Source organism: Streptomyces sp. NPDC023723, assembly GCF_040639815.1.
Classification (GTDB): domain Bacteria; phylum Actinomycetota; class Actinomycetes; order Streptomycetales; family Streptomycetaceae; genus Streptomyces.
Genome location: NZ_JBFAAP010000011.1, coordinates 138,793 through 150,947, shown reverse-complemented (window position 1 = coordinate 150,947; position 12,155 = coordinate 138,793). Strand labels below are relative to the sequence as shown.

The following is a 12,155-nucleotide window of genomic DNA, read 5'->3' as shown; positions in this document are numbered from 1 at the left end:
CGCTGGCCCGCGGGTGAGTGAGTACCGAGCCGGGCTGACCGAGCCGGACAGCTAATGGTCCGGGTCGTCCGACCGCAGAAATCAGACCGCCACGAGCCGGACCCGATCGCCGCAGAGCTTGACCATGTCGTCGATATCGGAAGTCAACATGACCACAGGGCGGTGCTGTCGCAGCGCGGCCTCGGCGACCGCTGCATCGGTCGCGTACTTGTGCCCGTGCAAACCAGCATCCATCAGCAACTTCGAAGCCGCCCTCGCCTCCTCGTCGCCCACCGGTACCACACGCAGTCCGGAGAGCAGCCAGTTCAGACGGGACTTGTTCGTACGAGCGTGAACGGCCTCGATGATGGTGAGCACACTGATCGCGACCTCCATACCGCGCGAGCGCGCCTCGGCGACCAGGGCCACCACCTGCTCGTCATCGGCGAGCATCTTCGAGAGACCTTCGCTGTCGACGACCAGCGTCCCCTCGTGACTCAGCTTGCGGCGGGCCACTCGCCCTCCTCGGCGAACACCTCATCGAAGACCTGCCGCGCCCGCTGACGAGCCTGTTCGGAGACCGGCCCCTTGCGGCTCTCGTAGTCCGCCAAATACTCGTCGAGGACCTGCCCTCGCAGCTCACGCTCGACCGCCTCAGCGATAAACGCGGAGAACTCCCGCTTGCCCACCCGCGCCCGGATCGCCTCCGCGGTCCCCTCCGGCAGCGACAAGCTCACCCGCGTCGCCGGCCCTTCCCCGATGCTGTACGTCGTCTCACCCATAGCGCCGAGTGTGTCAAACGAGTAGGAAAAGCGCCACGGCCCGGATCCGCGCGGAACCCCGGAGCCGTGAAGAAGGCGTGCAGATGAGACCACTCCCGCTCGCCCCCACGGGCGTTCTCATCCCATCCCAGCACGATCCCAGATCAACGACGTGGTGTTATGTCACCCGCTACACATTGCAGCGGAACACTCAATGCAGCGCTCTCACCTGCGGGAACGTCCCTTGGCGTGATCGAATCCAGCACCCATCCAGCACCGTCGGGGCCGAGCTCTGCATGATCTCTCGACAACGATCCCACACCTCGGGGACAGCCAAGCCAGCGCGAGACCTCGCGGATCGGTACGCCGTTCGCCAATGCGGTCGAGGCGAAGAAGTGCCGCAGACCGCCGGGCGTGCACCTGGCCTTGCCGTCCACATCGACCAGGCCGGCATCGAGTCTGCGAGGACCCTCCTCGCTGGATGCGCTTACGCCCTCCGCACTCGCCGGCACGCGATCCATCAGCATCGAAGGCCATACCGCGCTATGGTTGATATATGGCTACCAAGAAGGTGACTATCACTCTCGACGAATCTCTGGTCGAAGCCCTGGCCGGAGCCGCCGAGGAAGAAGGCATCCCACTCTCCCGCCTCGTCGCCGGAGCAGCCGAACGCGAGCTGCGCCTCCGGGCCGGCCGAGCCGTCATCCAGGAATGGCAGGCCGAACACGGCGCCTTCACCCTGGAAGAACTCGCCGCCGCCCGCGCGGACCTGGCCGCCGCCGACGCCGAGTACCTCAGCAGTTCGGGAGCCTCGGCCGCGTGAACATCCCCTATCTGTACGACGCCGGGGTACTCATCGCCATCGACAACAACGACCGCCGCATGTGGGCCCGCCACAGCCTGGCCCTCGACGACGGCCGGGACATCCACGTGCCGTCCGTCGTCGTCAGCCAGGCATGGCGGGACTCCCGCCGCCAGGTCAGACTCGGCAAGTTTCTCGCCGGGTGCCACGTCGTACCCGTCGGCCTCGAAACCGCCAAAGCCGCAGGCATCCTCTGCGGCAAGGCCGGCACCTCCGACATCGTCGACGCCACCGTCGTGACCATGGCAGCCTGCCTCGGCGCCATCGTCTGGACCTCGGACCCGGACGACATCCGCGCCCTCATCGACGCCCAGGACATCAAGCCCGCCTCTGTAATCCGCACCGTCTGACCACCGATGGTCTCCGACGACCAGCCCGTACGGGCCCGGAGATCCTGAGGCTAGAGGTAGGAGCAGCTACCCGATCGCTCGGACAGGCAGTGGCATCGCTGCGATCTGGCGCAGCCTGTAGCGGAGTGAAAAAATCCGCATACCGGGTCCATGCAGTGCCCCAAAGTGTCCAGCGAGCCGCGGAACAGGGGAACATCAGTTCGCGAGCGACGAATTTCAGCCTATGGCTCGATTACGAGCGAAGGGAGTTGTCGAGCCGGATATTTGGAGATCGCTGCGTATGGTGGTGTAGGCGGTGCTAGCGTGGCGGATTGTGTACCACGATCTGTCCCACCCACCTCACTTGCCTGATGAAGGACTGGTTCGCCGCGTCAAGGCATTGGCTTGTACGGCGCCATTGCAGGCGTTGGATCAGCGCAAGACGTCGCTGGATTGGGCGGATGCCAAGGTCTATCACATGGCCGAAATCGCGTTGCACACGATCGACCAGGTCACCATCGCGATGGACTTCGACACCGGAGCCGAGCACACCAAGGTACTTGAGCAGGTAAAGCACTTCGTCGCGGCTCAGGCACCCGACAGAGGTGACGCCGAGCACACCGCAGTGGCCGACTGGGTGCTCCAGCGACTGATCAATGTCGGCACCATCGAACGTGGATTCTCCTGGCCCTATGGGCTCGTGGGCGACGAGGGAACCTACAATCGCTTCGAGTTCGACTTCAAGCTGTTGGTGGAACAGTCGACACCCGACGGGTTTTCACTGCGAGCCACCGACGAGGCCATCAACGTACTCGTCGGCGCATTGGACACGGATGTGGAGTCCGCGCAGATCGCCGCCGAGGTCAAACTCGACAATCTCATCAGACGCGGTCGACTCGCCGATGCCAAACTCGCCGCCGAACAGGCCAGATACCGCACAGTCCAATACGGAGAGACCCTACGTCGCTACCTGGACGCCACTCGTCGCGACGTGCGCACGGTGGACTGGGAGCGAGTGGTACCAGACCTGCTGTTGGACGCCCTTGAGCACATCGAGGGGCGCTACACGGCGGAGCACGCCATCCTGACCAACATCACCGCCGCGCGGGACGACTCTGACGATCCGCGCCACAAGCAGCGGGCGGCGGAGCTCGTGGAGATCGTCCGCGACTGCATCCGCCGTCATATGCAGCTTCAGAAAGCGGTACAGGAAGCGGGGGATCAATTCCGTTCCGAACAGGACCGTCAGCTGTTCTCCGGCGAACCGCAGCGTGCCGCGCTGCACTTGCACGGGCAACTGCTGGTACCGCTGCTCGGACTTCCCGTGGGTAAGGCACTCGGACCGGTGTACGACTTCTTCCGGGGAGCGGTCGCCCCGGCGCCCCCCGAAGTTCTCACGCTGCCGTCACTTGTCGGGCGCTTGCTGCAACCGCCCTCGGAGCCCGAGAGGTTCGCAGGCGAGGTCCGGGAGCCGCGCCTCGACCTCATGCCGGAACGCGAATTGTTCACTCCCGAACACTTCAGGCTGTCAAGCGAGATCCTCTCCCTGCCTGATGGCTCCGCGTTGCTGAGCGACTTGCTCGACCATGCGCATCGCTATGCGCCTCAGGTCGCCAAGCTGGTGATGCATCGGGCGGCACACGCCTTCAACCCGTCCGTCGGTGACGCGGTTCGTGAGGGCGTACCCGAGGTGTTGATAGCCGTACCCACCGGAGATCCGCTGCACGACCGGGAGTTCGGTGGCGACGAACTGTGGCTCACGAGGGCAGGCGTAAGGCCAGTCGTTCCAGGATCAGACGAGCCCGGTACGGCTCGGCACGAGGAGTTCGGTGATGAGATCTCGCTTCACGGATGACGACGCCGAACAGGCTGCGCAGTTGCTCGCCTTCGCGATGCGCCCTCGGCTGCTGCCAAGTCGCGACAACGCCTATCGAGAGCTGCTGCGCCGTTACCGGCACGACGGCGCGTTCCGAACCCTGACCGGGCGGATCGCCACCGGTCTGGGACTCAGGGTGCTAGGGGAACACGAGGACATCGGCCTCGCGATCGCGGCCGACGGAGGTTCTCCCTTCGAGACCAAGATGGAGACCTACGCCCGCCGCACCCAGAAGGAAGGCGGCTATGCCGAGCGATTTCTGCACGGCATCATCCACCTTGCCGTCGCCGCGGTGTCCTTTCCCCGGCCGGACGACCTCGCTGAAGACGAGTACGTCGGCAGGGTCAGTGTCGATGTGGTCGACGCCGTCGTTCGCGAAGCCTGCGACCGGTTGCGGGAGAAAGCGGCGTCCCGTGAGGAGTCGGCTGACGTACCCAGTGACGCACCGGAACTGGAATTGGCGTGGCACGTGTATGCCAACCGGCCGGAGGCATTCCCCACGAAGGACAAGCGTCGAGCGATGAACACGACCAAGGGCATGGTCTCCCGAGCCCTGAACTTCCTCGCCGAGCAAGGCTTCCTGACGCCGATGAAGAACGCCGGCGACGACGTCTTTCAGACCACACGCCGTTACCAGCTCCAGGTGCGCGAACTCGCGGCCACCAGCGCTTTCGAGGAGTTGGTGGCGCTGGGCGTAGTCCTTCCCATGGCGGTGACGACCGGACCGGGAACCGTGCCGGAGGCCCCGGAGGATGTATGAACTGTCCCGAGTGCTCCTGCAGTGCGTCGGGCCCACAGCGGCGCGCTACGAGAACGTTCTCCTGGACTTCAGCGGCGTCGGAGATCCCATCGCCGACCGCCCCGCCACCTTGTTCAGCGTCAGGGGCGAGCAACCTGTCCGGCGCCCCTCCCCGGCCACGGTGCTCTTCCTGGAGAACGGCGGCGGCAAGTCCGTACTGATCAAGCTGATCTTCTCGGTCCTGCTGCCCGGGCGCCGTCAAGTGGTGGGGACTCGTGATCCCCGTACGCTGAGCGGATTCGTGCTCGACAAAGATGTGGCCCACATCGCGTTGGAGTGGACGCACACCCGCAGCGGGCGTCGGCTGGTGACCGGCAAAGTCGCCGAGTGGCGCCATCTCAAGGCGACTCCCGACGCGTCCAACTTGATGGAACGCTGGTACCACTTCCGCCCTACGCGAGAGACCACACTCGAAGCCCTCCCCGTGGCCGAGGACGGACGATATCTGCGGCTGGCCGACTTCATCGGCGAACTCGATGAGGCCCAACGGGCTGATCCCGAACTTGAGTTCAATCATTTCCGTGTTCAGTCGGAGTGGACCGAGCGACTCACAGACCTCGGCTTGGACCCCGAACTCTTTCGCTACCAACGGGCGATGAACGCCGGGGAAGGTGAGGCGGCCGACGTCTTCTCCTTCGCCAGCGACGCCGCCTTCGTAGAGTTTCTGTTGTCGGCTGTGCTGCCCACCGGACCGGCCCAGGATCTCGCCAACCTGCTGAACTCCTACGGCGACAAGCTCGGCAGGCGTGGTGCGCTGACCTTGGAACGGGATTTCGTGGCCGGCGCGCTGGAGTTCCTCGAGCCACTGGCCGGCGTCCATACCACCGCTCTCACCGCCCAGGAGGAACAGCGCGCCGCGAGGAAGACGCTGGACGCCTTTGTCCGTTCGGTCAAGGTACGCGCGTTCCGTGAAGCCGAGGCCGCGAAGACGAGCGAGGACATTGCCAAACGCCTTGGCGGCGATCTACGGCGGGCCGTGCTCCATCATGAGAAGCTCGTGGCCGCTGCTCGTGAACTGGGCCGCCTCACAGCCTTGTTGAAGCTGGCCGAAGCTCTGGAGGAACAACAGAGGGCGCGCGCCGCGTGGAACCGGGCGCAGGAGACCGAACGCGCCTGGAAGGTCGTACCCCGCCTGGCCAAGAGCCTGGAAGCGATCGCCAACGCGAACCGGTTGCGTGAGCTGGTCCGGCGTACTGAGGAAGCCGCCCTTCCGGCATTGCAGGCCCGGGACGCCGCGCTAGGGGTTCTCGTCGGGGCACTGCGCGCCATGTCGCGGCGCCTCACTGAGCAGGCTACGACGGCGCAGCGTCAGGCAGAGACCGAACGCTCGCTGTCCGAGCAGGCTCAGACCGAGTACAACGCGGCCGTCGGCCTGGCTGCCGAGCACCAGGCGCAGGCCAAGGCGCTCGACACTCGTATCCAGGAAGTGCGGGACGCCCTCGCAGGCGCCGTGCGCGACGGTCTGCTGAGCGACGGCGTGACGGCTCGTGACGCCGCGCGGCAAGCCGAGGAGGAGGCCCGTAAGAACGCCGAGGAGATATCCCGGCAGGAATCCGCCGCCAAGGACGCGGCGGGGCTTCACGATGCTTCCCACCAGGCTTGCCGAGCTGCCGAGCAGGCTTTGGCCGAGGCCCGGCACTCTCTCGATCTGGCCCGCCGCGACTGGGCGAGAGCCGACGAGCGCACCCGTGCCCTGGAAGCGGAAATCCAGCCGCTCGCGCTCCTGGACATCGACCGTCTCGACCTTGAGGTGGACGCTCCCCGGCTGGTCGGCAAGCTCGCTCAGCGACGTGACGCCGCAGATGTGGCAAGGACCGAGGTCCGTATCGCCATGGTGCGTGACGAACGGGCCAGGCTCGCGTTGGAGACGAACGAACTGCTGCCGCCCTCCCCGGAGGCCGCGGAAGCGTGCGAGACATTGCGAGAAGCCGGTGTTGACGCCTACACCGGCTGGGACTACCTCGCCGGTCTGCCCCGGGTCGAGCAGCGGCGCGCACTCATCGAGCGCGTGCCGCATCTGGTCACGGGTGTACTCCTGAACGATCCGGAGCAGACGACCCGGGCAACGGAGATCCTGGCCGCCCGGAAGCTGTGGCCCAGCACGCTGGTGGCGCTGGGCACCACCACGGACATGCACGATCCCGACGCATCGCTTTCCGGGCTGGATTTCGTGGTACCCCCGCATCCGGCGCTGTACGACGAGAGAGCAGCCGCGGAGGAACGGCTCGCCCTCGGTCGACGCCATGACGAACACCGCGCGCGGATCGCCGAGTGGGACGCACGGCAACGCCTGTTCCTCTCGCTGCTCAACCGCCTTGAGGAGTGGCGGGCGGATTTCCCTGAAGGAAAGCTCGCCGAACTGCGCGAGATCGTCACCGTCCGAGTACAGGCTCACGACGAGGCCCAAGCGGCGCTGACCGAGCAGACCACGAAGCGTGAGCTCGCGGCCGCCCGTCTCAAGGCCATCAGCGAAGCCATCCCGCAGCTTCGTACGGCGCAGTCGGCACTGGAGGCCCGCAAGTCCACGTTGCGTACTCTGGCCGGCCAAGAGGAGCGGATCCCCGACTGGCAGACCACCGTGGACCAGGCTCGGACGGCGGAGGTCCGCGCCCGAGAAGCCGCTCAAAAGGCAGAAACGGCCGCCAAGAGTCACCGGGCCGCCAGCGCCGAGCACGTGCGCACGATGGACCGACTGGCCGGCTCCGCACACCGTATGACCGCCGAACTGGATGAACTTCCGGGCACCGACGCCGTTCCGGAGAGCAGGACGGAGGTTCCGGCGGAGCCGCTCCCCGTACTGCGCCGTGCCTACGAGGCTGCGGCCATCGAGTACGAACGGGCATCAGTCGGAGCCGACCTTCTTCTCGACATGCGTCAGGCGGAGCAACGCGAGAAGGACGCTGCGCAGGAGCTGGAAAACGATTCTCCCGGAGCACGAGCAACCGCTCAGGCGTTGCTGAACGGTCCTGACGGAGTGGACGGCGCGAGCCGGGCCGCCGCTCAACGCCGTGCCGAACAGGCGGTCTCCGACTGCCAGACCTCACTGGCCGGGGCGGACGCGAGTATGGCGGAACACCGAGCGGTCCTCAAAGACTTTCCGGAACCGCTCACCGACGTGGATCTCGCTCCCTACGGCCCGCCTCTGCACGTCATACACGGCATGCGCCTGATCGAGGCGGCGGAGCACGATCGCGATGAAGCAGGACGTATCCGGCGTGAACTCACCTACCACAGCGAGCGTGCCGAGAGCGCCGCCATCGCCCTGCGCACCTCCGCAAAGAACTTCACGGACCTGATCACCGTCCTGTCCCGGTCGGGTGAGCCCCGAGAAGACGACATGGCGTACGAGGGCGGGGTCTCAGCCGCCCGAGACAGGCACACCGTACTGAAGGCCGAATACGACCGGATCGGGGCGAAGGTCGAGACGGCACTCGCCGAAGAACGGACACTGACCGACCAACTGGTCGGGTTCGCCTCGGGCGCCCGATTCGGAGAGTTGTCCTCCCCCAGCCGGACAGTCATCCAGTCCTGTCCTCGTGCCGAACTGCCGGCGCGGGCGGCCGAATGGAGTGACAATCTCCGCCCCAGACTGCGCAGCCTCACAGTGGACCTGGACTCCATCGAACGGCACCGCCGACAGATCGTCCTCCAGCTGTGCCAGCAGGTGCAGGAGGCCCTCCGGACCTTGAGGCGCGCGCAGGCTCTTTCCAGACTCCCCAAGGGGCTGCAGGAGTGGTCCGAGCAGGAATTCCTGCGAATCCGCTTCACCGAGGTTTCCGAACAGGCGCTGGAGGACCGGCTCGGTACCGTCGTCGACGAGACCGCCGAAGCGGTGATCCGCGGAAAAGAGATCAAACGGGACGGTCTGGCACTGCTGCTACGCGGCGTGACCGAAGCAGTGGCCCCTAAGGGGTTCCGGGTACGGATTCTCAAACCGGACGCCGTCCTGCGGACGGAGCGGGTGCCGGTCTCGGCCATGAAGGACGTCTTCTCGGGCGGCCAGGTGCTGACCGCTGCCATCGTCCTCTACTGCACCATGGCAGCGCTCCGCGCGAACGAGAAAGGCAGGGTGCAGCACCGCCGGAACTCGGGGGTGCTGTTCTTGGACAACCCGATCGGTCGGGCCTCGGCCGGCTATCTGCTGAGGCTTCAGCAGTCGGTCGCCCGCGCGCTGGGCGTCCAACTCGTCTACACCACAGGGCTGAACGATCTGGCGGTCCTGGACTCCTTCCCGCTCGTCATCCGTCTGCGCAATGACGCCGACCTGCGCGCACACCGCATGTACCTCACCGTCGTGGGCGACGGGAGAAAGCATCTTCTTGAGCCGCTGGAGGAGGGCGAGAACCCGGTGATCACATCCATCAAGTACCACGCCCGCGCCGAAGCAGAGCACAACCGCCACCAGGACCGCGAGGAAGAGAGCGTTGACCGATCTGAGTCGTCCCGCGCGTGAGTTGCTGAACGCGCTGTACGAGTACGCCCGTTCACAGAAGAAGTGGGACGGTACTCGCAGGACCCGCGTCTCTTTGCCGGAGCTGCGCCGTGTCTTCCATTCGGTGCCTCATCCGAAGGTGGAGGACGAACTGGAGTCGGTGGTTCTGCACCGTCATCTGGACGAGTTGTACGGGTACGGTGCCATCACCGCGATGAAGGGCGACGACGGGGAGAAGGTTCCGCTGCCGAAGGGAGTGTGGGTGCTTCCCACCCACCCGTCGGTGAAGAAGGTGCGGGAGCCGCTTCCTCCCTTGCATCCGAAGATGCGCAAGGTGGCCCAGTACTGGGACAGCGCCGCCCCCAGAACGCGGATCGGCTACCGCGCGATCAACAACTGGTTCCTTTCCGAGCCGGACATGACACCTGCGCCGAAACGTGAGCGTGCTCTTGACATCTTCGGGAGTCGCACCTACTCGGGATGCTTCGAGGCCGAGGAAAAAGCGTTCGACGAGTTGAGCGGTCCGTTCTTCTCGGACCGGGAAGCTCTGTACGAACTGTTGCAGATGTATTCCGCACCACCTCAGATCCTCACCGAAAGACTCATCCCGGAGAGCGACGGCTACTACGGACGCATCGGCGACGGTGACATCCTCCTGGTCGTGGAGAACGTCACCACTTGCTGGTCGTTGATAGAGGCGTTGGACAGGATGGAGGGCCACGCAGTCGGCTACGTGGCCTGCGGGATGGGAAGTTCGTTCTTGGCCTCACTCGCCGGTGTCAAGATGCTCCGACGCGGCAAGATCGCGAAGATCCGCTACTTCGGCGACCTCGACCCGACCGGGTTGTCCATCCCGGCGGCGGCTGCCGAGGAGGCCCTCAAGGACAACGACCTTCCCGTCGTACTCCCTGCGGTCGGGCTCTATGAGGCACTGCTGGGCATCGGTACTCCGTTGCCACGCAAGGAGAGGCGTCTTACTTCACAACAGGCGGCCGGCCGAGTGCGGTGGCTCGATCCTTCACACCAGGCCATGGTGACCGCACTGTTGTGCGGCGAAGACCGCCTCGCCCAGGAATGGGTCAACCTGCGGTACCTAAAGACAAACACCGAGTGGCTCGGGGGCATGCACGGATGAACGAGAGTTTCGCGCTCCCGCGCCGCGATCCGAGTTTCCTCGGGCGTACCGAGCTGGTGGACGACGTACTCCCCGGGTATCTGGACCGGGCAGATGACGGCGTACCGGTCGTGCTCAACGGGCGAGTGGGCATCGGGAAGACGGTGGTGAGCAGCGAACTGGCGCATCGGCAGCACTCGCGGTACGCGGACGTGAGCTGGATCGATATGGCAACCTCCGGTTCTGGTCATTCGGCCGAACGGATTGCCGCCTGCCTGACCACCGTCAGCGGAAGATCGGGCCCTCATCTTTTGGTGTTGGACGGGGTGTCGGACCCGGAAGACGTTGTCCGGTATCTGCCTCAGGACGAGACCAAGGTCCTGATCACCTCACGGGCCGACACAGGGATCTGGCACAGGATCGCTCGGGTGATCCAGGTTCCGGTCCTACCCCGAGAGGAATCGGTGCGCCTGCTGAGGACACAGGTCCACGGACTCACGGAGGCCGACGCCATGCGTCTGGCCGGTGCGTTGGACGACCTGCCGCTTGCCATGGAGAACGCGGCGAGTTGGCTGACGAGTGGCATGACGCCGGAGCAGGTGCTCGAACAGTTGGAGTCGAGCGCCTCGAAAATCCTCAGCGGGTATCGCTCATCCGATTTTCCGGGATCGCTGGCAGGCCGATTGTCGAAAGCAACGCGTGCGCTTGCAGCCGGATCCGAGGAAGACCAGCGGATGCTTCACCTCCTTCACGCACTGGCCGTTCTCGGTCCCGATCCGTTTCCCACTCGCGCCTTGAGGAGCGACCGATGGGAAGTGTCAGAGTCGGATGCACAGCGCCTACTGACCATTTACGATCTGCATCGCAGACTTGGAGGTCTCCGCGATCGAGGGTTGATGATTTTACAGACCGGGGCCGCGAAACTCGATGAGATGAGCGGCGCGGTCATCCGCGACCTGCTCGTTGCCCGCCCCGAGGACGAGACGGGCGCCTTCTCATTGGCGGAACAATTGCTGGTGGCAGCGGTGCCAGAGCGTGCCGCGCCGGAGGGAGCATGGGGCGACTGGGCGCTGGTCGCTCCATCCGTCCTCGCTGTCGATCCCGCGAATATCCGCACGGAACCTGGGCGCAAAGCTCTGCTTGGCACATATGGCTACTTGGTGGACAGCGGCAGATACAGGGAGGCCATTGACGGCCTCGGTAGTCTCCGCATGGCATGGGCGGAGTACTTCGCACAACATCGCGCGGACGAACTTGTGGTGATGTCAGTGCTGGCTCGCGCCCACTTCGGACGTGGGCACTACGAAGACGCCGAGCGACTCAACTTGCAGGTCTACTTGGAGAGTGAGAGAGAGATGGGCCCGAGCGATCCCAGGACTCTGGCCGCTTCGGTGTATTGCGCGCTCGATCTCGGCGCCAAGGGCCACCACTCTGACGCATGCCAGCTTGCCCGACAATCCTGGCTGGAACAGTGCAAAATCTTCGGCCAGGAAAGCCGGCCGGCGATGCTCACAGGAAGCTATCTGGCACGGCTCCAGACAACGCAGGACCCCGCGCAGGCTTATCAACTTGGCCTGAACATTTACCGTCTCCAACGGGACCACCTCGGTGTCCGCCACCAGCACACCCTCGACACAGCCCATCATCTGGCGCTCTGTCTCGTCGCTCTGCACGAATTCCGGAAAGCTCTCCCACTGTTGGAGGAGACCCTGAAGTGCCGGAAGGAGATCTTGCCTCCCGGCCATCCGGACACTCTCTGGACCGCCGCGCATTACCACCTGCTGTCGGCAGACTTGGGTCGTCCGGTGTCCCAGTCGGCCGCGCACTGGACCTGTGATGGCCTGCGCAAGGCTTTCGACCGGGACCACCACGTCGTACGCCGCTTGACGGCAATGGCGAAGCGCTGACCACGCGGAATCAAGTACACCTTGTCCCACGCGCTGCAGCTGGAAGGGATCACACCTGAGCGGATCTTCCGAGACGCTTTGTCCGTAGCACCCTGA

The 12,155-nt window shown here is 65.2% G+C and carries 9 protein-coding genes; 7 read left to right on the top strand and 2 right to left on the bottom strand.

Features of this window, described 5'->3' with window-relative positions; all coding sequences use genetic code 11:
- Positions 1 to 81: 81 nt before the first annotated feature.
- Both AB0G32_RS15705 and AB0G32_RS15700 read right to left on the bottom strand, forming a co-directional pair.
- A complete protein-coding gene (locus AB0G32_RS15705; protein WP_361162809.1) occupies positions 82 to 495 on the bottom strand; it encodes a DNA-binding protein in 414 nt (137 codons plus the stop codon).
- Entirely contained in the window at positions 477 to 761 is a 285-nt protein-coding gene (locus AB0G32_RS15700) for a hypothetical protein (RefSeq protein WP_328330855.1), read from the bottom strand. The genes AB0G32_RS15705 and AB0G32_RS15700 overlap by 19 nt, the downstream gene beginning before the upstream one ends.
- A gap of 535 nt (positions 762 to 1,296) precedes the next feature.
- Between AB0G32_RS15700 and AB0G32_RS15695 the strand changes: the two genes are divergently transcribed.
- From AB0G32_RS15695 to AB0G32_RS15665, 7 genes are all read left to right on the top strand, one after another.
- Entirely contained in the window at positions 1,297 to 1,563 is a 267-nt protein-coding gene (locus tag AB0G32_RS15695) for a hypothetical protein (protein ID WP_009321758.1), read from the top strand.
- Entirely contained in the window at positions 1,560 to 1,952 is a 393-nt protein-coding gene (locus tag AB0G32_RS15690) for a twitching motility protein PilT (protein ID WP_361162806.1), read from the top strand. Before AB0G32_RS15695 ends, AB0G32_RS15690 begins: the two co-directional genes overlap by 4 nt.
- Positions 1,953 to 2,295: 343 nt before the next feature.
- Positions 2,296 to 3,786 carry a hypothetical protein gene (locus AB0G32_RS15685; RefSeq protein WP_361162804.1) on the top strand — a complete coding sequence of 497 codons (1,491 nt, stop codon included), beginning with the start codon at positions 2,296 to 2,298 and terminating at the stop codon, positions 3,784 to 3,786.
- Positions 3,764 to 4,567: a hypothetical protein gene (locus AB0G32_RS15680; protein WP_361162802.1), complete on the top strand. Its 804-nt coding sequence runs from the start codon at positions 3,764 to 3,766 to the stop codon at positions 4,565 to 4,567. The genes AB0G32_RS15685 and AB0G32_RS15680 overlap by 23 nt, the downstream gene beginning before the upstream one ends.
- Positions 4,560 to 9,059, top strand: a complete 4,500-nt coding sequence (locus tag AB0G32_RS15675) for a hypothetical protein (protein WP_361162800.1) — start codon at positions 4,560 to 4,562, stop codon at positions 9,057 to 9,059. Before AB0G32_RS15680 ends, AB0G32_RS15675 begins: the two co-directional genes overlap by 8 nt.
- Positions 9,031 to 10,173: a hypothetical protein gene (locus AB0G32_RS15670; RefSeq protein WP_361162798.1), complete on the top strand. Its 1,143-nt coding sequence runs from the start codon at positions 9,031 to 9,033 to the stop codon at positions 10,171 to 10,173. Before AB0G32_RS15675 ends, AB0G32_RS15670 begins: the two co-directional genes overlap by 29 nt.
- Positions 10,170 to 12,059, top strand: coding sequence for a tetratricopeptide repeat protein (locus AB0G32_RS15665; RefSeq protein WP_361162796.1), 1,890 nt, complete (start codon positions 10,170 to 10,172; stop codon positions 12,057 to 12,059). The genes AB0G32_RS15670 and AB0G32_RS15665 overlap by 4 nt, the downstream gene beginning before the upstream one ends.
- The last annotated feature ends 96 nt before the right edge of the window (positions 12,060 to 12,155 follow it).

Coding starts and splice junctions, on each gene's coding strand:
- AB0G32_RS15675 (WP_361162800.1), top strand. CDS start 4,560: ATGTATGAACTGTCCCGAGTGCTCCTGCAGTGCGTCGGGCCCACAGCG.
- AB0G32_RS15700 (WP_328330855.1), bottom strand. CDS start 761: ATGGGTGAGACGACGTACAGCATCGGGGAAGGGCCGGCGACGCGGGTG.
- AB0G32_RS15695 (WP_009321758.1), top strand. CDS start 1,297: ATGGCTACCAAGAAGGTGACTATCACTCTCGACGAATCTCTGGTCGAA.
- AB0G32_RS15680 (WP_361162802.1), top strand. CDS start 3,764: ATGAGATCTCGCTTCACGGATGACGACGCCGAACAGGCTGCGCAGTTG.
- AB0G32_RS15665 (WP_361162796.1), top strand. CDS start 10,170: ATGAACGAGAGTTTCGCGCTCCCGCGCCGCGATCCGAGTTTCCTCGGG.